Raw genomic sequence first — 24,999 nt, 5'->3', positions numbered from 1 at the left:
AGAATAGCCCTTTTACATTCAGCTTGTTAATAAAATGTTTGAGAATACCTGGTTTTATATGTTTCTTAAGCTCTTGATGAGTCAGAGCGACAATGCGCCCAGCTTCTCTCATAATCTCAAGCTCGCGAGGAGTTTTACAGATGATCATTTATTTAATCCCCCAAGCAGATTTTTGATATAAACGTATACGTCGTTAATGTGTTTTGCACCATCGATGTTCGCTAGATACCCTTTTTCTGAGTAGAAATCAAGTAAAGGTTGTGTCTGCTTTAAGTTTACTTCAAGTCTTGTCGAAACGGTTTCTGCATTATCATCTGCACGTTGATAAAGCTCGCCTCCACACTTGTCACAAACATTCTCTTTCGCAGGTGGATTAAAAACTAAATGATACGTAGCTCCGCAATTTTTGCAAATTCTTCGGCCAGTCAGACGCTCCATCAAAGCATCTTTATCGACTTTAATATTAATGACATAATCAATCGTTCTACCGAGATCTCTTAGAATTGCTTCTAAAGCTTCAGCTTGAGCGACTGTTCGCGGAAATCCGTCCAGAAGAAAACCTTGTTCACAATCATTCTTGCCAAGTCTTTCTCTTACAATACCGATTGTGACCTCATCAGGAACAAGCTCTCCTTTATCGATAAAGGATTTTGCTTCGAGTCCAAGTTGTGTCTTCTCTTTCATAGCAGCGCGGAACATATCTCCTGTTGAGATATGGGGAATCCCATAATCATCAACAATTCGTTCAGCCTGAGTGCCTTTACCAGCACCCGGAAGCCCCATTAAGACTAAGTTCATTTCGGATTTCCCCTTCCTTACGTTAGAGAGGATGGGCAAACGCCCAACTCTCCATTTATTTCATAAATCCACGGTAGTTTCGTTTCACTAATTGGCTTTCTAGCTGCTTCATTGTTTCCAGTGCAACACCGACAACAATTAATAGGCTTGTGCCGCCAATTTGTGCAGCGGAAGGTAATCCAGCGAATTGAATGAAAAAGATAGGAAGTATTGAAATCACGGCTAAGAAAATGGCGCCCACAAACGTGAGTCGATACAAAATGCTCGTAATTCTATCTTGAGTCATTTTCCCTGGACGAACTCCCGGGATATAGCCACCTTGCTTTTGCAGATTTTCAGCCATTTGTTCAGGATTTACTTGCACAAAGGCATAAAAATATGTGAAAGCAACAATCAGTGCTACATAAATCGTCATACCGATTGGCTTTGTATAGTCAAAGTTGTTTGTTATCCAGGTTGTTACATTATTTGTTCCGAAGAACGATGCGACCGTCTGCGGAGTAATAATGAATGAAACGGCAAAGATGACCGGAATCACCCCTGCTGGATTCACTTTCAATGGAAGGTGCGTTGCTTGACTTGCAGCCATTTGTGCACGACCATTTCCTTTTGAGTATTGAATAGCAATTTTTCTAACTGCCTGTTGGATGAAGATAACACCAACGATCACTGCTAGTATCGCAATCACTAAAAGGCCAATTTTAAGGACTTGCATGAACAGCTGTCCATCACTACCTACAAATTGCTGTGCGTACACTTGTTTAATTGTTTGTGGGATACCCGCGATAATACCGGAAAAGATAATAATCGATATACCGTTACCAACGCCGTGAGCAGTAATTTGCTCACCAAGCCACATCAAAAAGGCTGTTCCTGCAGTTAATACGACCGCAATTAAGAGGTACGTCGACACTCCAGGATTTTCAATCAACATGCCCCCTGCCATATTATTAAATCCATATGACATTCCTATAGCCTGAATAAATCCTAGAACAATTGTAAAATACCTAGTGAATTGTGCTAACTTTCGGCGACCAACTTCTCCTTGCTTTGACCACTCAGTAAACTTCGGAACAACATCCATCTGCAACAGCTGGATGATAATCGAAGCGGTGATATACGGCATAATCCCCATTGCAAGAATGGAGAATTGGAAAAGTGCCCCGCCCCCAAATGTATTGAGGATACCGAAAACACTCATTTGATCCTGTGCCTGGAGAACATCAGCGTTCACATTAGGCACAGGAATGAAAGCACCTATACGAAAGACGACTAACATTAGTAGTGTAAATATAATCTTATTCCGTATATCTTTCACGCGCATAAAATTGGAGATTGTCTTAAACAAGTTAGATCACCTCGGCTGTACCGCCAGCAGCTTCAATAGCTTCTTTCGCAGAAGCAGAGAATTTATTGGCTTTTACAGTTAATTTTTTCTCTAATTTACCGTTGCCAAGAATTTTAACTCCTGCTTTTAACTTGCTTAATGTACCAGTCTCTAAAAGAAGTTCAGGAGTGACTTCCGTTCCTTCGTCAAAACTGTTTAATCTCTCTAAGTTGATAACAGCATAATCTTTACGATTAATGTTTGTAAAACCACGTTTTGGAAGGCGTTGGAATAAAGGCATTTGTCCACCTTCGAATCCTGGGCGTACACCGCCGCCAGATCGAGCGTTTTGACCTTTATGACCTTTACCAGAAGTTTTACCGTTACCTGATCCAATACCACGACCAACACGGTTACGTACTTTACGAGAACCTTCTGAAGGTTTCAATTCATGAAGTTTCATTTGGACACCTCCTTATCTAATGAAAATGTATTATTGTTCTTTAACAGAAACTAAATGAGACACTTTGTTAATCATGCCGCGGATCGCTGCGTTGTCTTCATGTACAACTGTTTGGTTTGTTTTCTTTAAACCAAGAGTACGAACAGTGACACGCTGATCTTCAGGACGTCCGATTACACTGCGTTTGAGGGTAATTTCTAATTTATTTGTCATTATTGTTCCCTCCTTATCCTAACAGGTCTTCTACAGATTTTCCACGAAGCTTCGCTACATCTTCAGCGCGTTTAAGTTCACTTAAACCTTGAAGAGTTGCACGAATCATGTTGATCGGTGTATTAGATCCTAGAGACTTAGAAAGGATATCAGCTAGACCAGCAAGCTCAAGTACTGCACGTACTGGGCCTCCAGCGATAACTCCTGTACCTTCTGAAGCAGGTTTCAATAAGACGTTCCCTGCACCGAATCGACCGATGATTTCGTGTGGAATTGTAGTTCCAACCATTGGTACTTCAATTAAATTCTTTTTCGCATCTTCAACAGCTTTACGAATCGCTTCTGGTACTTCTTGCGCTTTACCAGTTCCGAATCCAACTTTGCCGTTTTTGTCACCGACCACAACTAAAGCTGCAAAACGGAAACGACGTCCACCTTTAACAACTTTCGCTACGCGGTTAACCGTAACTAAGCGTTCTTCTAACTCTAATTTGCTTGGCTCAATACGACTCATACGGATATGTCCCTCCTTCTTTTATTAAAATTTCAGTCCAGCCTCACGAGCAGCTTCAGCTAGAGCTTTTACACGTCCATGGTATAAGTATCCTCCGCGATCAAATACAACGTTGGAAACACCTTTTTCAGCAGCACGTTTTGCAACAAGCTCGCCAATTTTAATAGCAGCAGCAGCGTCAGCACTCTTCTCGATATTCAACTCTTTATCAAGAGTAGAAGCACTTGCAAGTGTTACGCCATTTACGTCATCAATTACTTGAGCATAGATATGCTTGTTAGAACGGAAAACGTTAAGACGAGGTCTTTCAGCAGTACCTGAAAGTTTCGCGCGAACACGAGCATGTCTTTTAAGACGAGTAGCATTTTTGCTAGTTTTCGTAATCATCCGGGTCACTCCTTTCTTCACTTTAAGCGATCTTACTTAGCAGATTTTCCTTCTTTACGGCGAACAAATTCACCTTCGTAACGAATCCCTTTACCTTTGTAAGGCTCTGGAGAACGGACAGCGCGGATGTTAGCAGCAATAGCTCCTACACGCTCTTTATCAATACCTTTTACAAGGACTTTCGTTTGAGCAGGAACTTCGATTTCAATTCCAGCTTCAGGAACGATCTCTACTGGGTGAGAGTATCCAACGTTAAGAACAAGTTTGTTTCCAGACTTAGAAGCACGGTAACCGACACCGATTAATTCCAGACCTTTTTCAAAACCTTTAGATACACCTTCAACCATGTTTCCAAGCAAAGTACGAGTTGTACCATGTAATGCACGGTGTTCTTTATGTTCAGACGGACGGCTTACAGTTAAGACGTTGTCCTCAATTTTAATTTCCATATCAGGGTGAAACGTACGAGTTAATTCACCTTTTGGTCCTTTCACTGTTACTGTGTTGTCATTGTTAGTGACAGTAACACCTGAAGGGATCTCAAGTAGTTTCTTACCTACACGAGACATACCAAGCACCTCCATTCATCTTAAACTTTTTTTACCAAACGTAAGCAAGTACTTCTCCACCAGCTTGTTTTGCACGGGCTTCTTTGTCCGTTAAAACACCTTGTGATGTAGAAATAATCGCGATTCCAAGTCCGTTAAGTACACGTGGTACTTCATTTGATTTCGCATATACGCGTAAACCAGGTTTACTGATTCTTTTAAGGCCAGTAATAACGCGCTCGTTGTTTTGACCGTATTTAAGGAACAAACGGATAATTCCTTGTTTGCTGTCTTCGACGAATTCTACGTCACGGATAAAACCTTCACGCTTTAGGATTTCAGCAATTTCTCTTTTGATTTTAGAAGCTGGTACTTCAAGCTTCTCATGACGTACTGTGTTCGCATTACGAATACGAGTCAGCAAATCTGCAATCGGATCTGTCATAACCATTATTTAATAACCTCCTTCCCATTTATGGGGATTACCAGCTGGCTTTTTTAACGCCAGGAATTTGTCCTTTATATGCAAGTTCGCGGAAACAAATACGGCAAAGTTTAAATTTGCGAATAACTGAATGTGGACGACCACAACGTTCGCAGCGAGTGTATTCTTGAACTTTAAACTTTTGTTTGCGTTGTTGCTTCGCAATCATAGACTTTTTAGCCACGATTTCGCCTCCCTTTCATTGATTATTTCTGGAACGGCATACCTACTTGAGTTAATAACTCACGTGCTTCTTCATCCGTATTGGCAGTTGTAACGATAACGATATCCATACCACGGACTTTTGTTACTTTATCGTAATCAATTTCTGGGAAAATTAACTGTTCTTTAATACCTAGTGTGTAGTTTCCACGTCCGTCGAAAGACTTTTTAGAAATACCGCGGAAATCACGTACACGTGGTAGAGAAACAGAAATAAGTTTATCTAGGAAATCATACATGCGCTCTCCGCGAAGTGTTACTTTCGCACCGATCGGCATTCCTTCACGTAGACGGAATCCAGCAATAGACTTCTTCGCACGAGTAACGACAGGTTTTTGACCTGCGATAAACGATAATTCTTCAACAGCTGTATCAATTGCTTTAGCATTTTGAACAGCGTCACCAACACCCATGTTGATCACGATTTTTTCGATTTTAGGCACTTGCATTACTGATGAGTATTCAAACTTAGAAACTAATGCAGGTGTAATTTCTTTTACAAACTTTTCTTTAAGGCGGTTCATGAGAAAGACCTCCCTTCCTTATTTACTATTTATCTAGAACTTGCCCAGATTTTTTTGCTACACGGACTTTCTTTCCGTCCTCAACTTTGTATCCAACACGCGTCACTTCACCCGTTTTAGGATCAAGCGGCATAACATTTGATACGTGGATTGACGCTTCTTGTTCAGAAATTCCGCCTTGAGGGTTAGCTTGGGTTGGTTTAGAGTGTTTTTTCACAAGGTTTACGCCTTCTACTAAAACACGGTCCTTTTTAGGGAAAGCGGCAAGGATGACACCTTGCTTACCTTTATCCTTGCCAGAGATAACTACTACTTTATCGCCCTTTTTAACATGCATTTAATCGCACCTCCTTGAGTCGGGGATTGTATTCATTAAATTACTTCTGGTGCTAGTGAAACAATCTTCATAAAGTTGTTTTCACGAAGTTCACGTGCTACTGGTCCGAAGATACGAGTTCCACGTGGGCTTTTGTCGTCACGAATGATGACACATGCATTCTCATCAAAGCTGATGTAAGATCCGTCATTTCTGCGAGCGCCGCTTTTTGTACGAACGATAACTGCTTTGACAACTTCACCTTTTTTGACAACGCCTCCTGGTGTTGCTTGTTTAACCGTACAAACAATTACATCACCGATGTTAGCCGTCTTACGTCCAGAACCACCAAGAACTTTGATTGTCAACACTTCACGTGCGCCAGAGTTGTCAGCTACTTTTAAACGAGTCTCCTGTTGAATCATTAATGTTACCTCCCTTCGGAAAAAGAAATCCGAACTTTATTAGATAATAACAGCTTCTTCGACAACCTCAACTAGACGAAAGCGTTTAGTCGCAGATAATGGACGAGTTTCCATGATCTTTACGATGTCTCCGATTTTTGCTTGGTTGTTTTCATCATGTGCTTTAAGTTTTTTAGAGTATTTCACACGTTTGCCATAAAGTGAATGCGTTTTGTAAGTTTCAACAACAACAGTGATGGTTTTATCCATTTTGTCAGAAACAACACGACCTTGGTACACTTTACGTTGGTTACGTTCGCTCATGTTTTCGAGGCCTCCCCTCTATTATTTATTAGCAGCGATTTCTCTTTGACGAATCACAGTTTTCATGCGTGCGATAGATTTACGCACTTCACGAATACGAGCAGTATTTTCAAGTTGCCCAGTCGCTAATTGGAAACGAAGATTGAAAAGTTCTTCTTTAAGAGACTTTACTTTTTGTTCAATTTCAGCAGTGGTAAGGTCACGAATTTCATTAGCTTTCATTTGATTCACCACCAATTTCTTCACGTTTTACGAACTTTGTTCTAATTGGTAATTTGTGAGATGCAAGACGAAGAGCTTCACGAGCAACTTCTTCAGACACACCAGAAATCTCAAATAAAACTTTGCCCGGTTTTACAACAGCTACCCATCCTTCTGGAGCACCTTTACCGGAACCCATGCGGACCTCAAGTGGTTTTGCTGTATATGGCTTAGAAGGGAAAATTTTAATCCAAACTTTACCGCCACGTTTCATGTAACGAGTCATTGCAATACGAGCAGCTTCGATTTGACGGTTTGTGATCCATGAAGCTTCAAGAGCTTGGATACCGAACTCACCGAAATGTACTTCAGTGCCACCTTTTGCACGACCACGCATTTTTCCGCGATGTTCTCTGCGATACTTCACGCGTTTTGGCATTAACATATTATTTTCCTCCTTCCACAGATTTCTTCTTAGTCGGAAGGACTTCTCCACGATAGATCCATACTTTTACGCCAAGCTTACCATAAGTAGTGTCAGCTTCAGCAGTAGCATAGTCAATGTCAGCACGAAGTGTGTGCAATGGAACAGTACCTTCACTGTAGTATTCAGAACGAGCAATATCTGCACCGCCAAGACGACCAGAAACCATTGTTTTGATTCCTTGTGCTCCAGCACGCATTGAGCGTTGGATTGTTTGTTTTTGCGCACGACGGAATGAAATACGGTTTTCAAGTTGACGAGCGATATTTTCAGCAACTAGCTGCGCATCAAGATCTGCTCTCTTGATTTCAAGAATGTTGATGTGTACACGTTTGCCAGTAAGGTTGTTAAGAGCTTTACGAAGTGCTTCAACTTCAGATCCGCCTTTACCAATTACCATACCTGGTTTAGCTGTGTGAATTGTGATATTTACACGGTTTGCAGCACGTTCGATTTCTACTTTAGAAACAGAAGCGTCAGACAAACGTTTACTGATGAATTCACGGATTTTTAAGTCTTCATGTAGAAAGTCAGCGTAATCTTTACCAGCGAACCATTTTGATTCCCAATCACGAATAACGCCAATACGAAGACCGACTGGATTTACCTTTTGACCCACGGATTATCCCTCCTTCTTTTCTGATACAACGATTGTAATGTGGCTAGTACGTTTGTTAATTGCGCTCGCACGACCCATAGCACGTGGACGGAATCTCTTAAGTGTTGGACCTTCGTCAACGAAAGCTTGAGAAATCACTAGGTTGTTAGCGTCCAATTCGTAGTTGTGCTCTGCGTTTGCGATAGCAGATTTTAATACTTTTTCGATAATTGGTGAAGCAGCCTTAGGTGTAAGGGTTAAGATAGACACTGCTTCTCCTACTTGCTTACCTCGGATCAGGTCCATTACTAGACGAGCTTTACGAGGAGCAATACGGACTGTTCTTGCAACAGCTTTAGCTTGCATTTAAAAGCCTCCTCTCATTAGCGTCTTGTTTTTTTATCGTCACTAGCATGACCTTTGTAAGTACGAGTTGGTGCGAATTCGCCCAATTTGTGACCTACCATATCTTCAGAGATAAATACAGGTACATGTTTGCGGCCATCATAGACTGCAATTGTGTGACCGATGAATTGTGGGAAAATTGTAGAACGACGAGACCAAGTTTTGATTACTTGCTTTTTGTCAGTTTCGTTCAATTTCTCGACTTTAACCATCAAATGATCATCAACAAATGGTCCTTTTTTTAAGCTGCGAGCCATTGTGGAACCTCCCTTCGTGATTGAACTACGGTCCTAAATGAACCGTAGACAACCCCGTTACTTATTTTTGCGACGGCGAACAATGAACTTATCAGACTTGTTCGTTTTCTTACGAGTCTTGAATCCAAGAGTCGGTTTGCCCCATGGAGACATTGGTGATTTACGTCCGATTGGAGCGCGTCCTTCACCACCACCGTGTGGGTGATCGTTAGGGTTCATTACAGAACCACGAACTGTTGGACGTATACCTTTCCAACGTGAACGACCAGCTTTACCGATGTTAATTAATTCGTGTTGCTCGTTTCCAACTTGACCGATAGACGCACGGCAAGCAGAAAGAATCATACGAACTTCTCCAGAGTTCAAGCGTACAAGAACGTATTTACCTTCTTTACCAAGAACTTGTGCAGAAGTACCAGCAGAACGAACTAATTGTCCACCTTTACCTGGTTTCAATTCAATGTTATGCACAACTGTACCAACTGGGATGTTGATAAGTGGAAGAGCATTACCTGGTTTGATATCAGAATCAGGACCAGAAGTAATTTCTGTACCAACTTGGATTCCTTTCGGAGCAAGAATGTAGCGTTTCTCACCATCTGCATAGTTTACAAGTGCGATGTTAGCTGAACGGTTTGGATCATACTCGATTGTAGCAACGCGTCCAGGTATACCATCTTTATCACGTTTGAAGTCGATAATACGGTATTGACGTTTATGACCGCCACCTTGATGACGAACAGTCAATCTACCTTGGTTGTTACGTCCGCCTTTTTTGTGAAGCGGTGCTAGCAAGGATTTTTCTGGTTTGTCAGTCGTGATCTCAGCAAAATCTGAAGTAGTCATACCACGACGACCATTAGTGGTTGGTTTATACTTTTTAATCGCCATTTTGAATTTCCCTCCTTCTTTTTAAGATTTAAGCTTCAAAAATTTCGATTTCTTTGCTGTCAGCAGTTAATTTAACGATCGCTTTTCTGCGACGGCTAGTTGTACCAGTGTAGCGTCCAACGCGTTTTGATTTACCTTTGTAGTTTTGAACGTTGACTTTTTCAACTTTCACTCCAAAGATCTCTTCAACAGCGTCTTTCACTTCTGTTTTATTAGCTCTGATATCAACTTCGAAAGTATATTTCTTCTCAGTCATTAGATCAGCAGAGCGTTCAGTAATGATAGGGCGCTTTAGAACATCACGAGGATCTTTCATTATGCAAGTCCCTCCTCTACTTTTTCAACCGCTGCTTTAGTGATCAGAAGTTTGTCGTGGTTTACAACGTCAAGCACGTTGATACCCTTCGCTTCAACAACAGTTACTCCAGGGATGTTACGAGCAGATAAAGTAACTGTTTCGTTTGCATCCGCAGTGACAATCAACGCTTTTCTCTCAACAGATAATCCTTTAAGGATACCCGCGAACTCTTTCGTTTTCACTGCATCAAGAGTAAGATCTTCAAGAACGATGATATCGTTGTCGATTACTTTAGAAGACAATACTGACTTGATAGCCAAGCGGCGAACTTTTTTAGGTAATTTATAAGAATAACTACGTGGTGATGGACCGAATACGATACCGCCTCCGCGCCATTGTGGTGAACGGATAGAACCTTGACGAGCACGACCTGTACCCTTCTGTCTCCAAGGCTTACGACCTCCGCCACGTACTTCAGAACGAGTTTTTACTTTGTGAGTTCCTTGACGTAAGGAAGCTCTTTGCATAAGAATAGCATCGAATACCACACTCTCATTTGGCTCAATTCCAAATACAGAAGCGTTTAATTCGATTTCACCGTTAGTAGAACCGTTTTGGTTAAATAATGCTACTTTTGGCATGACTTGTTTCCTCCTTTCCTAAGAGAGTTATTTAGATTTAACTGCACTCTTTACAGTAACTAGAGATTTTTTAGCGCCTGGTACGTTTCCTTTGATCAAAAGAAGGTTGCGTTCTGCATCAACTTTTACGATCTCAAGGTTTTGGACAGTAATTTGCTCTCCGCCCATACGACCTGGAAGAAGTTTACCTTTGAATACACGGTTTGGATCAACAGGTCCCATTGAACCAGGACGACGGTGATAGCGAGAACCGTGAGTCATTGGTCCGCGTGATTGTCCGTGGCGTTTGATAGCACCTTGGAACCCTTTACCTTTTGATGTACCTGTTACATCTACGATATCTCCATTTGCGAAAATATCAACTTTGACTTCCTGACCAACTTCATACGCATCTAACTCCGCACCGCGTAATTCTTTTACGAAGCGCTTAGGAGCAGTTTCCGCTTTAGCTACGTGGCCTTTTTCCGGTTTGTTAGAAAGCTTTTCACGTTTGTCATCAAAACCGATTTGGACTGCTTCATAGCCATCCGTATCAACAGTTTTCTTTTGAAGAACAACGTTTGCAGCAGCCTCAACAACAGTTACAGGGATAAGATCACCGTTTTCTGCGAATACTTGCGTCATACCAATTTTTCTACCTAAGATTCCTTTGGTCATTCGTCACACCTCCTATAATATGTGTTTTCTATTTGAATTAAAGTTTGATTTCGATATCTACACCAGATGGTAAATCTAATCGCATAAGAGCATCAACTGTTTGTGGAGTTGGATTCACGATGTCGATTAGACGTTTGTGAGTACGCATCTCAAATTGCTCACGAGAATCTTTGTACTTATGCACCGCACGAAGAATCGTGTAAATTGATTTCTCAGTTGGAAGCGGAATCGGACCAGATACACTAGCACCTGAACGTTTAGCCGTTTCAACAATCTTTTCAGCAGATTGATCAAGAATTCTGTGATCATATGCTTTTAAACGAATACGAATTTTTTGTTTTGCCATTATTTTCCCTCCTTTTCGCCTACTTACGTTAGACAGTTCTCCGTGAGAAAAACCTGATCACCTTGCCATGGCAAAGCGGCCGGGTGTGTCAGCAACCTCTCACTTCATCGCAGTCAAAGACCAACATGCACTATTGTAACAAATTGATCTGCGTGTTGCAATAATAAATCCAATAAATTTATGATTTGCACACTTTTCATATTATACAGGGGAATTGTCTATAAATCAAGCTTTCACTTAAGATGGTAAGTTGCCGTCTTACGGAGAATGCTCATGTATTTTTGTGGCTCCTCTATGTGTGGAGAATGTGCTGATTTTTCAAATGTGAACCATTCTTTTATAGGAGCTGTCAATTGCTGAAAATATGGTTTTGAAATAGCTTGTGGTGTAATAAGGTCGTGTTTACCAATTAAAAAGTAACACGGTATTAATATAGAAGAAACTCGGTTTTGAATACTTTCTTGCATGAGTTCTTTCCATAACGCACGCTGGCTGAATTTCTGTCCTTTTAAAAATTTTAACTTGTCCTTCCACCCATAATGTGTGCTACATATAAAACCACTAATCAATTGAACAAACGGCTTCCATTTATGAGTAAGCCCTACATTGGCAAATTCCTTGAACATATAGAAAAGTGCATGTGAATACGTGCGTTTCCATGGAGGTGGGGTGAGCATTCGCATACAAGCTGTAAATAGCCTTTTTGTTTTTATCCGATCAAGCAGAAGTTCGTACGATATAACATCCTCTTGTTGCACATTGACAACTTGGCTTATACCATAATAGGCATAGTACAAATCAGGTCTCCTTTTTACGGCTTGAATTCCTAAAAGTGATCCCCAAGAATAGCCTACGAGATACAGCTTCGATTGACCATAAAAAGCGAGTAACTTTTCTGAGAGCTCAATGGTATCCTCAATAAATTGATTGATGTTCATTGATGTAAGAGGAATATCCTCGTGATAAGAAAGTCCAGCACCTCGTTGATCCCAGTTGACCATAGTAAAATATTTGTCCAATTCTTGATGAAACAGATCAATATAGCTGATTTGTGCTGTACCAGGGCCACCGTGCAGAAACAATAGAATTGGCTTTTCGTAATGTGTTTGATTTTTATTGATCATGATCCATTGATCGATCCCACCAATGTTCCACTTTTTAAAGATTGGCTTCTCCATTCGAATGATCCTCTCGGTTCCATATAGATTCTATAGATTATAGTAGCGGTTCTTCTATGAAAAAGCAAAAAGAGACTCCTCATAAAAGGAGTCTCTTTATTATTAATTACTCAACGATAGTTGAAACTACGCCAGATCCTACAGTACGTCCACCCTCACGGATAGAGAAACGAGTACCTTCTTCGATCGCGATAGTAGAGATAAGTTCAACAACCATCTCAGTGTTATCACCAGGCATTACCATTTCAACGCCTTCTGGAAGATGAACGATACCAGTTACGTCAGTTGTACGGAAGTAGAACTGCGGACGGTAGTTAGTGAAGAATGGAGTATGACGTCCACCTTCATCTTTAGAAAGAACATAAACTTCAGCTTTGAATTTGCTGTGTGGAGTAATTGTACCTGGTTTAGCAAGTACTTGACCACGTTGGATGTCTTCACGAGATACACCACGAAGTAGTGCACCAATGTTGTCACCAGCTTCAGCATAGTCAAGAAGTTTACGGAACATTTCAACACCTGTAACAATTGTTTTCTTGTTCTCTTCTTGAAGACCGATAACTTCTACTTCGTCACCGACTTTAACTTGTCCACGCTCAACACGTCCAGTAGCAACTGTTCCACGACCAGTGATTGAGAATACGTCCTCAACTGGCATCATGAATGGTTTCTCAGTGTCACGCTCTGGAGTTGGGATGTATTCATCAACCGCATCCATTAGTTCAAAGATTTTTGCTTCGTAATCAGCATCTCCTTCAAGAGCTTTAAGAGCAGAACCTTTGATAACTGGAACATCGTCACCAGGGAAGTCATAGTCAGAAAGAAGGTCACGAACTTCCATTTCAACAAGTTCAAGTAACTCTTCATCGTCAACCATGTCGCATTTGTTAAGGAATACAACGATGTAAGGTACACCTACGTTACGAGAAAGTAGGATGTGCTCACGTGTTTGTGGCATTGGACCATCAGCAGCAGATACTACTAAGATCGCGCCGTCCATTTGAGCAGCACCAGTGATCATGTTTTTAACGTAGTCTGCGTGTCCTGGGCAGTCTACGTGTGCATAGTGACGAGTATCAGTTTCATACTCGACGTGTGAAGTTGAGATTGTGATTCCACGCTCGCGCTCTTCTGGAGCACCATCGATTTGGTCATATCCCATAGCTGATCCTTTACCAGACTTCTTATGAAGAACTGTTGAGATAGCAGCAGTTAAAGTTGTTTTACCATGGTCAACGTGTCCAATTGTACCAATGTTAGCATGCGATTTGGAACGGTCGAATTTTTCTTTAGCCATTCTAAAAATCCTCCTTAAAGGTTCATTGTATTTGATATAGAGTGATAGAAAGTGAAGAGTTAACTCTCACTTTCTGATCTTCAATAGTAGTTATACTTTAGTTTAAAGGCAAAATCAATTATTCACCTTTATTTTTTTTGATGATTTCTTCACTGATGCTCTTAGGCACTTCTTCGTAGTGATCCATGTACATAGTGAAAGTACCACGTCCTTGTGTGTTAGAACGGAGTGCAGTTGCATATCCGAACATTTCAGAAAGTGGAACCATAGCGCGAACAACTTGAGCGTTACCGCGAGCTTCCATACCTTCTACACGTCCACGACGTGATGTGATATCTCCCATGATGTCTCCCATGTATTCTTCAGGGATAACGACTTCTACCTTCATCATTGGTTCAAGAAGGACTGGGTTACATTTGCTGACAGCATTTTTCAAAGCCATAGATGCAGCAATTTTGAACGCCATTTCGTTAGAGTCAACATCGTGGTAAGATCCATCAAATAGTTTTGCTTTGATGTCGATTAATGGGAATCCAGCTAATACACCATTGTCAAGAGAATCTTCAAGACCTGCTTGAACAGCTGGGATGTATTCACGTGGAACAACCCCACCGACGATTGCATTTTCGAATTCGAAGCCTGCGCCTTCTTCGTTTGGTTCAAACTCGATCCAAACGTGTCCGAACTGACCGCGTCCACCAGACTGACGTACGAATTTACCTTCAACTTTTGCACCAGAACGGAATGTTTCACGGTACGCAACTTGAGGAGCCCCTACGTTAGCTTCAACCTTGAACTCACGTCTCATACGGTCAACAATGATATCAAGGTGAAGTTCACCCATACCAGAAATGATCGTTTGACCAGTTTCAGGGTTTGTTTGTGTACGGAATGTTGGATCCTCTTCAGCTAGTTTAGCTAAAGCGATACCCATTTTATCTTGGTCAGCCTTAGATTTAGGTTCGATTGCAACATCGATAACTGGCTCTGGGAATTCCATAGACTCAAGAATAACGAGGCCCTTCTCGTCACAAAGAGTATCACCAGTTGAAGTATCTTTAAGACCTACAGCGGCAGCGATATCCCCTGCATAAACAGTTGAGATCTCTTCACGGCTGTTAGCGTGCATTTGTAGGATACGTCCAACACGTTCACGCTTGCCTTTAGATGAGTTTCTCACGTATGATCCAGAATCAAGGCTTCCAGAGTATACGCGGAAGAAAGTTAATTTTCCAACATAAGGGTCAGTCATAACTTTAAATGCAAGTGCAGAGAACGGAGCTTCATCAGAAGACTCACGAACTACCTCTTCATTGGTATCAGGAGTGATACCTTTGATTGCAGCAACATCAGTTGGTGCAGGTAGGTAGTCAAGCACAGCATCAAGCACAAGTTGAACACCTTTGTTTTTGAAAGCAGAACCAACAAGAACTGGATAGAATTCAACATTCAAAGTTCCTTTACGGATTCCAGCTTTCAATTCAGGAATTGTGATTTCTTCACCCTCAAGGTATTTTTCCATAAGCCCTTCATCAAGCTCAGCTACAGCTTCAATTAGGCTGTTGCGTAGCTCTTCAGCTTTGTCCTTATACTCAGCAGGGATTTCTTTTGCATCAGAACGAGTTCCAAGGTCATCTTCGTAGAAATATGCTACGTTTTCTACAAGGTCGATGATTCCTTCAAATTGGTCTTCAGCACCGATCGGCAATTGAATTGCGTGAGCGTTTGCTTGAAGACGATCTTTTAGCGTACCTACAGAGTAAAGGAAGTCCGCACCGGTTTTATCCATTTTGTTAACGAATACGATACGAGGTACTCCGTAAGTTGTTGCTTGACGCCAAACTGTTTCAGTTTGTGGCTCTACACCTGATTGTGCATCAAGAACAGCAACAGCACCATCAAGTACACGTAATGAACGTTCAACTTCAACAGTGAAGTCTACGTGTCCAGGTGTATCAATGATGTTTACACGGTAACCTTTCCATTGTGCTGTAGTAGCAGCAGATGTAATTGTGATACCACGTTCTTGCTCCTGTTCCATCCAGTCCATTTGTGAAGCTCCTTCATGAGTTTCACCAATTTTATGGATACGACCAGTGTAGTACAAGATACGTTCAGTCGTTGTCGTCTTACCGGCATCGATGTGAGCCATGATACCAATATTACGAGTTTTGTCTAAGGAGAACTCTCTTGCCATTGGGTAATTTCTCCTTCCTTATTAGGAAATAGTTTTTTAGTTTGGTGTAAATCCTACCAGCGGTAGTGAGCGAATGCTTTGTTCGCTTCTGCCATTTTGTGTGTGTCTTCACGCTTCTTAACAGCAGCACCAGTGTTGTTAGCTGCGTCAAGGATTTCGTTAGCAAGACGCTCTTCCATCGTTTTTTCTCCACGAAGACGAGCATAGTTAACTAACCAACGAAGACCTAAAGTCGTACGACGGTCTGGGCGAACTTCTACAGGTACTTGGTAGTTAGCTCCACCTACACGACGTGCTTTAACTTCTAGTACAGGCATGATGTTTTTCAAGGCTTGTTCGAAAACCTCCATCGCTTCATTACCAGTACGTTCTTTGATGATGTCAAATGACTTGTACAGGATTGTTTGTGACTTCCCTCTTTTTCCGTCGATCATCATTTTGTTGATCAAACGAGATACAAGTTTAGAATTGTAAATTGGATCTGGCAAAACGTCTCTTTTTGCAACAGGACCTTTACGTGGCATCTGAATAGCCTCCCTTCTCTTTTGAAAGGATTTCTATCTGTCTTGATTTCAGTTTCATTGTCAGTGCATTGACTCAACTGATCTCGTAATGACTTCTAAAAACCCTTATGTTTGTTTATATTATTTGCTTTGTTTAGGGCGTTTTGTTCCGTACTTAGAACGTCCTTGCATACGGCCGTCAACTCCGGCAGTATCAAGTGCACCACGAACGATGTGGTAACGTACCCCCGGTAAATCTTTTACACGTCCGCCACGGATTAATACTACACTGTGCTCTTGTAGGTTATGTCCGATACCAGGAATGTAAGCTGTCACTTCAATCAGGTTAGACAAACGTACACGAGCATATTTACGTAGTGCTGAGTTTGGTTTTTTCGGTGTCATCGTGCCGACACGAGTACAAACCCCGCGTTTTTGTGGAGATGTTACGTTAGTGTGCTCTTTTTTGAAACTATTGTATCCTTTGTTAAGTGCAGGAGACTTTGAGTTTTCAACTTTACTCACGCGTCCTTTGCGTACTAGCTGATTAATTGTAGGCATGTTGATATTCCTCCCTTCATTACTTTTTTTATAACCCACATACCCAGGTGGTTCATCAAAAGGCAAAAAACAATGTTTTCGCAATTTTGAGCATGCAAAAACAAATGAGTACGTTATAACATAATGGCAACAGCTGCTGCCCCAACTTCAATTCCGCAGGCCTTGCCGAGCTTTTTCATGGAATCTACCATTAAAATGTCTACACCTTTCTCTTCTGCTAGTTTCATTACACTAGTCGTTAGAGCAGGATCAGCATCTTTTGCTACGACGATTTCCTTTACCGAATCTCGTTTCAGAGCTTTTACTGTTTGCTTCGTACCAATAATAATGGATTGAGCCTGTGATACTTTATCATAAGACATTGAATATCCTCCAAAGTAACAGGTTTTATTTAGAGCACCTTGGTTATATTATCATCATGGCAGAAGGATGTCAATATCGTAAGAGATATTATCTTGACATCCTTCACCATTTTTTGATGTTCTTTTAAAAAAATTCTATTCCACAGGCACCATATCATCAGTCGGTTGAACTTGAGAAATCGGCTTTACTTTGCGGTAATTCGGCATTCCCGTTCCAGCAGGAACAAGTTTACCGATAATGACATTTTCTTTCAAGCCGAGTAATTCATCGCGTTTCCCTTTAATCGCTGCGTCTGTCAAGACACGAGTTGTTTCTTGGAATGATGCAGCTGATAAGAAGGAATCTGTTTCAAGTGATGCTTTTGTGATACCAAGAAGGACTGGACGACCTGTAGCAGGGCGTTTGCCTTCGAACAATACTTTCTTGTTCGCTTCAGTGAATTGATGTACATCAAGAAGCGTACCTGGTAATACATCTGTATCCCCAGCATCAGCGACACGAACTTTGCGAAGCATTTGGCGAACCATAACTTCAACGTGTTTATCACCGATTTCTACACCTTGCATACGATATACTTTTTGTACTTCATGAAGTAGGTATTCTTGAACAGCTGTCATGTCTGTTATTTTGAGTAATTCTTTCGGATCGATAGAACCCTCAGTCAGTACTTCACCGCGTGCAACTTTGTCTCCCACAACCACTTTCAAACGAGAGTTGTAAGGAGCTGTATATGAACGGGTTTCAACCTCGCCTTGAACCACGATTTCCTGTTGTTTATCACGCACTTCGTTGATTTCAGCGACAACACCATCGATTTCAGAAATGGTTGCTTGCCCTTTTGGATTACGCGCTTCAAAAAGCTCTTGGATACGAGGTAAACCTTGAGTGATATCGTCTCCTGCAACCCCACCTGTGTGGAACGTACGCATTGTAAGCTGCGTTCCAGGCTCACCGATAGATTGTGCAGCAATGATTCCAACTGCTTCACCGACTTCAACGTCAGTTCCAGTTGCAAGGTTTCGACCATAGCATCGTTTACATACACCGTGAGGCGTGTTACATGTAAACGCAGAGCGAATCCATACTTCTTCGATGCCAGATTCCACTACTTCAAGTGCCTTATCTTCATCGATTAGTTCATTTTCTTTTACAATCACTTCACCTGTTTTCGGGTGAACAATTGGTTTTCTTGCAAAACGTCCAATAAGACGTTCTTCAAGTTTTTCAATCACTTCATTGCCTTCTTTGATTGATTTTGCCAAGATTCCACGGTCAGTTCCGCAATCTGTTTCACGGATGATAACATCCTGTGCAACATCTACGAGACGACGAGTCAGATAACCTGAGTCAGCTGTTTTAAGGGCTGTATCGGCAAGACCTTTACGCGCTCCGTGAGTGGAGATAAAGTATTCTAATACCGTCAGACCTTCACGGAAACTTGATTTAATCGGAAGTTCAATGATACGACCAGCCGGGTTGGCCATCAGACCACGCATACCCGCAAGCTGAGTGAAGTTAGATGCGTTACCACGCGCTCCTGAGTCACTCATCATGTAAATTGGGTTGACTTCATCAAGGGACTTCATCAGTTTACCTTGGATGACATCTTTAGAAGCACTCCAGATAGAGATAACTCTTTCATAGCGCTCTTCTTCTGTGATGAGACCACGTCTGAATTGCTTCATTACGTTGTCCACTTTCACTTGTGCCTCTTCAAGGATTAGTTGTTTGTCATCTAATACGACGATATCAGATACACCAACGGTAATACCCGCTTTTGTCGAATATTTGAAACCAAGATTTTTCATGCGGTCAAGCATTTTAGACGTCTCAGTAATGTGGAATCTCTTAAAGATTTCCGCAATGATTTTCCCTAAGATGCCTTTCTTAAATGGCGCATTAATCTCTTGTTTCTCAATCGCAGCTTTGACATCATCACCTTTTTCAAGGAAGAAGCGGTCAGGCGTTTTCTCTTCAATATTGCTCTTTGTCGGTTCATTCATATATGGGAATGATTCCGGTAAAATTTCGTTAAAGATCAGCTTACCAACTGTTGTCATCAACAGTTTAGAACGCTGCTCATCAGTGAAAGTGACATTCTTCAATGAGCTGGCAGCAACTGCTACACGCGTATGAAGATGCACATATCCATTTTGGTAAGCAATAAGCGCTTCGCTTGTATCTTTAAAGATCATACCTTCGCCGATTGCACCTTTGCGCTCAAGCGTTAAGTAATAGTTACCAAGAACCATATCCTGAGATGGTGTAACAACTGGTTTACCATCTTTCGGGTTCAAAATGTTTTGCGCAGCAAGCATTAAGATACGTGCTTCAGCTTGTGCTTCAGCAGATAATGGAACGTGAACCGCCATTTGGTCACCATCAAAGTCAGCGTTGTAGGCTGTACATACAAGTGGGTGAAGACGAATTGCGCGTCCTTCCACAAGTGTAGGTTCAAACGCTTGAATGCCAAGTCTGTGAAGTGTCGGTGCACGGTTCAATAGCACAGGGTGCTCGCGAATCACTGATTCTAAGACATCCCATACTTCCGGTTGTACACGTTCAATTTTACGTTTCGCACTCTTAATGTTATGTGCCAAGCCTTTTTCAACGAGTTCTTTCATGACGAACGGCTTGAATAGTTCAAGAGCCATTTCTTTTGGAAGTCCACATTGATACATTTTTAAATGCGGTCCTACGACGATAACGGAACGACCAGAATAGTCAACACGTTTACCGAGTAAGTTTTGGCGGAAACGTCCTTGTTTCCCTTTCAACATGTGAGAAAGAGATTTTAAAGGTCTGTTTCCAGGCCCAGTAACAGGGCGACCTCTACGTCCGTTATCGATCAAGGCATCGACAGCTTCTTGAAGCATACGCTTCTCATTCTGTACGATGATGCTCGGTGCACCAAGATCTAATAGACGCTTCAGACGGTTGTTACGGTTAATGACACGGCGATATAGATCGTTCAAGTCAGATGTCGCAAAGCGTCCACCATCTAGCTGAACCATTGGTCTTAGCTCTGGCGGAATAACCGGAAGAACGTCAAGGATCATCCAAGATGGTTTGTTGCCTGAATTACGGAAAGCTTCAAGCACTTCAAGGCGTTTGATCGCACGAGTACGTCTTTGACCTTGAGCTGTTTTCAGCTCTTCCTTCAGTGCTTCTACCTCTTTTACAAGATCGATATCTTGAAGAAGTTTGTTAATTGCTTCAGCACCCATTGCTGCTTGGAAAGTATTGCCGTACTTATCTAAATATGCACGGTACTCTTTTTCAGAAAGAAGTTGTTTCTTTTCAAGCGGTGTGTTGCCTGGATCTGTCACAACATAAGAAGCAAAGTAAATCACTTCTTCTAAAGCTCGTGGAGACATGTCAAGAACAAGACCCATACGGCTTGGGATACCTTTGAAATACCAAATGTGGGAAACTGGGGCAGCCAGTTCAATATGCCCCATTCTCTCACGTCGGACTTTCGCCCGTGTTACTTCTACACCACAACGGTCACATACAACACCCTTGTAACGAACGCGCTTATATTTACCACAATGACATTCCCAGTCTTTCTGTGGTCCGAAGATACGTTCACAAAAGAGACCATCTTTTTCTGGTTTTAGTGTACGATAGTTAATCGTTTCAGGCTTTTTCACTTCACCAAAAGACCAAGACCGGATTTTATCAGGTGATGCGAGACCGATGTTCATATACTCAAAATTGTTCACATCTAGCAAGGGGCCTACCTCCCTTTTAATCTTCGGGTTATACCCTAGTCACTTGCTCAATCGTTTCTGCTATTCTTTTGTGACAACGTCACGCTCAAGATCAACAGGAGCGAATTCTGCAGCTTCATCGTCATTAGATAACGCTAATCCGTCTGCTTTCTTCGTTTCCTCATCGTCTTCTAAATCTCTCATTTCTATCTCTTCTTCATCACCAGATAGGATTTTCACATCCATACCTAAACTTTGAAGCTCTTTGATTAATACTTTAAATGATTCAGGGACACCAGGTTCAGGAACATTATCCCCTTTAACGATTGCTTCGTATGTTTTCACACGACCAACAACGTCATCTGATTTCACTGTTAAGATTTCTTGAAGTGTGTATGCAGCACCATATGCTTCAAGTGCCCATACCTCCATCTCTCCGAAACGCTGTCCACCAAACTGCGCTTTACCTCCAAGAGGCTGTTGCGTAACAAGTGAGTATGGTCCAGTTGAACGAGCATGAAGCTTATCATCTACCATGTGAGCCAGTTTAATCATGTACATGATTCCGACTGATACACGGTTATCAAATGGTTCACCAGTACGACCATCATAAAGCACTGTCTTCGCATCTCTAGACATGCCTGCTTCTTCAAGCGTTTCCCAAACATCTTCCTCATTCGCACCATCAAATACTGGAGATGCAATGTGAATGCCAAGGTAACGTGCAGCCATACCCATATGAAGCTCAAGTACCTGACCGATGTTCATACGAGAAGGTACTCCTAGTGGGTTTAGCATGATATCAATTGGTGTTCCGTCTGGAAGATACGGCATATCTTCTTCAGGAAGGATCTTAGAGATAACCCCTTTGTTACCATGTCGTCCGGCCATTTTGTCACCTTCAGAAATCTTACGCTTCTGAACGATGTACACACGAACTAGTTGGTTAACACCTGGAGGTAACTCATCCCCATCTTCACGATTAAAGACTTTCACATCATGAATGATACCACCGCCGCCATGAGGAACACGTAGAGATGTATCTCGAACTTCACGTGCTTTCTCACCAAAGATAGCGTGTAATAGACGTTCTTCAGCTGTTAGTTCAGTTACACCTTTTGGCGTCACTTTACCAACGAGAAGGTCACCATCTTTGACTTCAGCACCGATTCGGATAATGCCTCGTTCATCAAGGTTACGTAGTGCATCTTCACCGACGTTAGGAATATCTCGAGTAATTTCTTCTGGTCCGAGTTTTGTATCACGAGCTTCTGATTCATATTCTTCAATATGAATAGAAGTATAGACATCATCTTTTACAAGGCGCTCACTCATAATGATCGCATCCTCGTAGTTATAACCGTCCCAAGTCATGAAGCCGACCATGACGTTACGCCCTAAAGCAAGCTCACCTTTTTCCATTGATGGACCATCTGCAAGAATTTCACCTTTTACTACTTCATCCCCAACACTCACAATCGGGCGTTGGTTGTAGCAAGTCCCTTGGTTAGAACGGACAAACTTCAGCAAGCTGTATTTGTCTAGGTTTCCTTTCACTTGTTGGCCATCAACATCCTCATATCGGCGAACCCAAATGTTCTTCGCTTCAACACGCTCTACCAAACCTGGGTGGCGACAGATAACGGCTGCACCAGAGTCTTTACCTGATACATACTCCATACCTGTACCGACAATTGGCGATTCTGGCTGCATTAAAGGAACAGCCTGACGTTGCATGTTCGCTCCCATTAGTGCACGGTTCGAGTCATCATTTTCTAAGAATGGGATACAAGCTGTCGCTGCTGATACAACTTGCTTCGGTGATACATCCATATAGTCAACGCGGTTTCGAGGTACAACCGTGTTTTCCCCTCTGAAACGAGCGATGATGTTGTCTTCAACAAACGAACCATCTTCAGTTAACAGAACGTTCGCTTGAGCAACTACATAGTTATCCTCTTCATCAGCTGTTAGGTAATCAATTCTCGGTGTAACTTTACCAGTCTCAGGATCAACACGACGGTAAGGTGTCTCAATAAATCCGAAACGATTCACTTTTGCGAAAGATGAAAGAGAGTTGATCAAACCAATGTTTGGTCCCTCTGGTGTTTCAATCGGACACATACGACCATAGTGAGAATAGTGAACGTCACGAACTTCCATTCCTGCACGCTCACGTGTCAGACCACCAGGTCCAAGTGCTGATAGACGACGTTTATGTGTCAATTCAGCAAGCGGGTTTGTTTGGTCCATGAACTGAGATAGCTGAGAGCTACCAAAGAACTCTTTAATAGAAGCGATCACAGGACGGATGTTGATTAACTGCTGAGGTGTAATTGTATTCGTGTCTTGAATAGACATTCTTTCACGAACCACACGCTCCATTCTACTTAGACCAATACGGAATTGGTTTTGCAGAAGCTCACCTACAGAGCGTAAACGACGGTTACCAAGATGATCAATGTCATCCGTGTCTCCTACACCATGTAATAGATTAAAGAAGTAACTGATAGATGCAATGATGTCTGAAGGCGTGATGTTTTTCACAGCTTCTTCAACATACGCATTACCAATCACATTAATCACTTGTTCGCCTTCTTGATCAGTTGGCGCATATATCTTAATGGATTGAAGCTCTACTTCATCTTCTACTACCCCACCGTTCGGATATAGCTTTCTAAATCCGATGCCGTTTTCTAGGTATGGAAGAACTTTATCAAGAACTCTTCTATCTAAAATTTGACCTTTTTCCGCAAGAATTTCACCTGTTTCAGGATCAATTAGCGTTTCAGCCAATTTTTGGTTGAATAGTCGATTCTTAATATGAAGCTTTTTATTAATCTTGTAGCGACCAACGTTTGCCAAATCATATCTTTTAGGATCAAAGAAGCGTGAATCTATCAAGCTTTTTGCATTTTCAACAGTTGGTGGCTCTCCTGGGCGAAGACGCTCGTAGATTTCAAGAAGCGCTTTATCAGCGTTCTCTGTGTTGTCTTTTTCTAGAGTATTGCGTAAGTATTCATTCTCGCCAATGAGATCGAGAATCTCTTGATCAGAGCCGAAGCCGAGAGCACGCAAAAGAACCGTAACCGGCAACTTACGTGTGCGATCGATGCGTACATATACTACATCTTTCGCATCAGTTTCGTATTCTAACCATGCGCCACGGTTTGGAATGACAGTCGCAGTAAAACCTTTTTTACCGTTTTTGTCTACTTTACCACTGAAATATACACTTGGAGAACGCACTAATTGAGAAACGATTACACGTTCCGCACCATTAATGATAAAAGTACCTGTGTCTGTCATAATAGGGAAATCACCCATGAAGACATCTTGGTCTTTTACTTCTCCAGTTTCTTTGTTAATTAAACGTACCTTTACTCTTAGTGGAGCAGAGTAAGTCACGTCACGTTCTTTTGATTCTGCTACAGGATACTTTGGATCCCCTAGGCTGTAATCAATGAATTCAAGAGAAAGGTTACCAGTAAAATCCTCAATTGGGGATATATCTTGAAACATCTCTCTAAGACCCTCATCAAGAAACCACTGATAAGAAGAGGTTTGAATTTCAATGAGATTTGGTAATTCTAACACTTCGCTTATGCGTGCGTAGCTTCTGCGCTGGCGGTGTCGTCCATACTGAACTAGTTGACCTGTCAACTGATTCACCCCTCAAATCATGCGTATTATATGTGTAAAAAGTATTTCATCCTTTTGAATGACAGAAAAGAAACACTTTTACAAGACAAAAGAAAAAAGGGTTTCTAATAAGAAAACCACATCCAAAAACAAATACCGATTTTATTAGCTTTCCCAAGTATGTATAATTTATACAAAATAGTTATTTTTTTATCCTATCAAGCAAAATATACACATTGGCAT

31 protein-coding genes and 1 pseudogene are annotated in these 24,999 nt (G+C 41.7%); all 32 read right to left on the bottom strand.

What is annotated here, in order from left to right; genetic code table 11:
- Window positions 1-148, bottom strand: a pseudogene (locus tag ACQKEZ_RS19050) (type I methionyl aminopeptidase); the annotation flags it as partial.
- Entirely contained in the window at window positions 145-798 is a 654-nt protein-coding gene (locus ACQKEZ_RS19045; protein WP_427303526.1) for an adenylate kinase, read from the bottom strand. The gene ACQKEZ_RS19045 and the pseudogene ACQKEZ_RS19050, both read right to left, overlap by 4 nt.
- A 55-nt stretch (window positions 799-853) precedes the next feature.
- Window positions 854-2,146 (bottom strand): preprotein translocase subunit SecY, encoded by a 1,293-nt coding sequence (gene secY, locus ACQKEZ_RS19040; RefSeq protein ID WP_427303524.1) that lies wholly within the window; start codon window positions 2,144-2,146, stop codon window positions 854-856.
- Window position 2,147: 1 nt separating this feature from the next.
- A complete protein-coding gene (gene rplO, locus ACQKEZ_RS19035) occupies window positions 2,148-2,588 on the bottom strand; it encodes a 50S ribosomal protein L15 (RefSeq protein ID WP_427303522.1) in 441 nt (146 codons plus the stop codon).
- Between the two features lie 30 nt (window positions 2,589-2,618).
- Entirely contained in the window at window positions 2,619-2,801 is a 183-nt protein-coding gene (gene rpmD, locus ACQKEZ_RS19030) for a 50S ribosomal protein L30 (RefSeq protein ID WP_327823280.1), read from the bottom strand.
- Window positions 2,802-2,814: 13 nt separating this feature from the next.
- Complete coding sequence (gene rpsE, locus ACQKEZ_RS19025) at window positions 2,815-3,315, bottom strand: 30S ribosomal protein S5 (protein WP_427303520.1); 501 nt, start codon at window positions 3,313-3,315, stop codon at window positions 2,815-2,817.
- 24 nt (window positions 3,316-3,339) lie between these two features.
- Entirely contained in the window at window positions 3,340-3,702 is a 363-nt protein-coding gene (rplR, locus tag ACQKEZ_RS19020) for a 50S ribosomal protein L18 (RefSeq protein ID WP_427303519.1), read from the bottom strand.
- A gap of 32 nt (window positions 3,703-3,734) precedes the next feature.
- Window positions 3,735-4,271, bottom strand: a complete 537-nt coding sequence (gene rplF, locus ACQKEZ_RS19015) for a 50S ribosomal protein L6 (RefSeq protein WP_427303517.1) — start codon at window positions 4,269-4,271, stop codon at window positions 3,735-3,737.
- 31 nt (window positions 4,272-4,302) lie between these two features.
- On the bottom strand, window positions 4,303-4,701 hold the full coding sequence (gene rpsH / locus ACQKEZ_RS19010; RefSeq protein WP_427303516.1) for a 30S ribosomal protein S8: 399 nt from the start codon (window positions 4,699-4,701) through the stop codon (window positions 4,303-4,305).
- A 31-nt stretch (window positions 4,702-4,732) separates the two neighbouring features.
- Window positions 4,733-4,918 (bottom strand): 30S ribosomal protein S14, encoded by a 186-nt coding sequence (gene rpsN / locus ACQKEZ_RS19005; protein ID WP_008356542.1) that lies wholly within the window; start codon window positions 4,916-4,918, stop codon window positions 4,733-4,735.
- 22 nt (window positions 4,919-4,940) lie between these two features.
- A complete protein-coding gene (gene rplE / locus ACQKEZ_RS19000; protein WP_427303514.1) occupies window positions 4,941-5,480 on the bottom strand; it encodes a 50S ribosomal protein L5 in 540 nt (179 codons plus the stop codon).
- Between the two features lie 25 nt (window positions 5,481-5,505).
- Window positions 5,506-5,817 (bottom strand): 50S ribosomal protein L24, encoded by a 312-nt coding sequence (gene rplX / locus ACQKEZ_RS18995; RefSeq protein ID WP_427303512.1) that lies wholly within the window; start codon window positions 5,815-5,817, stop codon window positions 5,506-5,508.
- A gap of 35 nt (window positions 5,818-5,852) precedes the next feature.
- Entirely contained in the window at window positions 5,853-6,221 is a 369-nt protein-coding gene (gene rplN / locus ACQKEZ_RS18990) for a 50S ribosomal protein L14 (RefSeq protein ID WP_427303510.1), read from the bottom strand.
- Between the two features lie 39 nt (window positions 6,222-6,260).
- Window positions 6,261-6,524 (bottom strand): 30S ribosomal protein S17, encoded by a 264-nt coding sequence (gene rpsQ, locus ACQKEZ_RS18985; protein WP_427303508.1) that lies wholly within the window; start codon window positions 6,522-6,524, stop codon window positions 6,261-6,263.
- 21 nt (window positions 6,525-6,545) lie between these two features.
- Complete coding sequence (rpmC, locus tag ACQKEZ_RS18980) at window positions 6,546-6,746, bottom strand: 50S ribosomal protein L29 (protein WP_003217155.1); 201 nt, start codon at window positions 6,744-6,746, stop codon at window positions 6,546-6,548.
- Window positions 6,736-7,170, bottom strand: a complete 435-nt coding sequence (gene rplP / locus ACQKEZ_RS18975) for a 50S ribosomal protein L16 (RefSeq protein WP_427303507.1) — start codon at window positions 7,168-7,170, stop codon at window positions 6,736-6,738. The genes rpmC and rplP overlap by 11 nt, the downstream gene beginning before the upstream one ends.
- Window position 7,171: 1 nt before the next feature.
- On the bottom strand, window positions 7,172-7,828 hold the full coding sequence (rpsC, locus tag ACQKEZ_RS18970) for a 30S ribosomal protein S3 (protein ID WP_427303506.1): 657 nt from the start codon (window positions 7,826-7,828) through the stop codon (window positions 7,172-7,174).
- A 3-nt stretch (window positions 7,829-7,831) separates the two neighbouring features.
- Entirely contained in the window at window positions 7,832-8,173 is a 342-nt protein-coding gene (rplV, locus tag ACQKEZ_RS18965; protein ID WP_427303504.1) for a 50S ribosomal protein L22, read from the bottom strand.
- Between the two features lie 17 nt (window positions 8,174-8,190).
- On the bottom strand, window positions 8,191-8,469 hold the full coding sequence (rpsS, locus tag ACQKEZ_RS18960) for a 30S ribosomal protein S19 (protein ID WP_427303502.1): 279 nt from the start codon (window positions 8,467-8,469) through the stop codon (window positions 8,191-8,193).
- Window positions 8,470-8,526: 57 nt separating this feature from the next.
- Window positions 8,527-9,360, bottom strand: coding sequence for a 50S ribosomal protein L2 (gene rplB, locus ACQKEZ_RS18955; protein WP_427303500.1), 834 nt, complete (start codon window positions 9,358-9,360; stop codon window positions 8,527-8,529).
- A 28-nt stretch (window positions 9,361-9,388) separates the two neighbouring features.
- Window positions 9,389-9,676 carry a 50S ribosomal protein L23 gene (gene rplW, locus ACQKEZ_RS18950; RefSeq protein ID WP_427303498.1) on the bottom strand — a complete coding sequence of 96 codons (288 nt, stop codon included), beginning with the start codon at window positions 9,674-9,676 and terminating at the stop codon, window positions 9,389-9,391.
- Window positions 9,676-10,299 (bottom strand): 50S ribosomal protein L4, encoded by a 624-nt coding sequence (rplD, locus tag ACQKEZ_RS18945; protein WP_427303496.1) that lies wholly within the window; start codon window positions 10,297-10,299, stop codon window positions 9,676-9,678. Before rplD ends, rplW begins: the two co-directional genes overlap by 1 nt.
- 27 nt (window positions 10,300-10,326) lie before the next feature.
- Entirely contained in the window at window positions 10,327-10,956 is a 630-nt protein-coding gene (gene rplC / locus ACQKEZ_RS18940; protein ID WP_427303494.1) for a 50S ribosomal protein L3, read from the bottom strand.
- A gap of 37 nt (window positions 10,957-10,993) precedes the next feature.
- The gene (gene rpsJ, locus ACQKEZ_RS18935) at window positions 10,994-11,302 is read right to left on the bottom strand and encodes a 30S ribosomal protein S10 (RefSeq protein ID WP_335350607.1); all 309 of its coding nucleotides are present in this window, start codon (window positions 11,300-11,302) and stop codon (window positions 10,994-10,996) included.
- 233 nt (window positions 11,303-11,535) lie between these two features.
- Window positions 11,536-12,480 carry an alpha/beta fold hydrolase gene (locus ACQKEZ_RS18930; RefSeq protein WP_427303492.1) on the bottom strand — a complete coding sequence of 315 codons (945 nt, stop codon included), beginning with the start codon at window positions 12,478-12,480 and terminating at the stop codon, window positions 11,536-11,538.
- 106 nt (window positions 12,481-12,586) lie between these two features.
- Window positions 12,587-13,777 (bottom strand): elongation factor Tu, encoded by a 1,191-nt coding sequence (gene tuf, locus ACQKEZ_RS18925; protein ID WP_427303490.1) that lies wholly within the window; start codon window positions 13,775-13,777, stop codon window positions 12,587-12,589.
- A 118-nt stretch (window positions 13,778-13,895) separates the two neighbouring features.
- Window positions 13,896-15,974: an elongation factor G gene (fusA, locus tag ACQKEZ_RS18920; protein WP_427303488.1), complete on the bottom strand. Its 2,079-nt coding sequence runs from the start codon at window positions 15,972-15,974 to the stop codon at window positions 13,896-13,898.
- 53 nt (window positions 15,975-16,027) lie between these two features.
- Window positions 16,028-16,498: a 30S ribosomal protein S7 gene (rpsG, locus tag ACQKEZ_RS18915; protein ID WP_003216884.1), complete on the bottom strand. Its 471-nt coding sequence runs from the start codon at window positions 16,496-16,498 to the stop codon at window positions 16,028-16,030.
- Between the two features lie 120 nt (window positions 16,499-16,618).
- Entirely contained in the window at window positions 16,619-17,038 is a 420-nt protein-coding gene (rpsL, locus tag ACQKEZ_RS18910; protein ID WP_008356518.1) for a 30S ribosomal protein S12, read from the bottom strand.
- 113 nt (window positions 17,039-17,151) lie between these two features.
- Entirely contained in the window at window positions 17,152-17,400 is a 249-nt protein-coding gene (locus ACQKEZ_RS18905) for a 50S ribosomal protein L7ae-like protein (protein ID WP_427303486.1), read from the bottom strand.
- A 135-nt stretch (window positions 17,401-17,535) separates the two neighbouring features.
- Entirely contained in the window at window positions 17,536-21,135 is a 3,600-nt protein-coding gene (gene rpoC, locus ACQKEZ_RS18900) for a DNA-directed RNA polymerase subunit beta' (protein WP_427303484.1), read from the bottom strand.
- A 60-nt stretch (window positions 21,136-21,195) separates the two neighbouring features.
- The gene (rpoB, locus tag ACQKEZ_RS18895; RefSeq protein ID WP_427303482.1) at window positions 21,196-24,777 is read right to left on the bottom strand and encodes a DNA-directed RNA polymerase subunit beta; all 3,582 of its coding nucleotides are present in this window, start codon (window positions 24,775-24,777) and stop codon (window positions 21,196-21,198) included.
- Between the last annotated feature and the right edge of the window lie 222 nt (window positions 24,778-24,999).

The sequence above is a fragment of the Bacillus sp. NPDC077027 genome (genome assembly GCF_050269555.1).
Taxonomy (GTDB): domain Bacteria; phylum Bacillota; class Bacilli; order Bacillales; family Bacillaceae; genus Bacillus.
The sequence above is the reverse complement of the archived record's forward strand: the minus strand, read 5'-3'. Positions and strand labels throughout refer to the sequence as shown.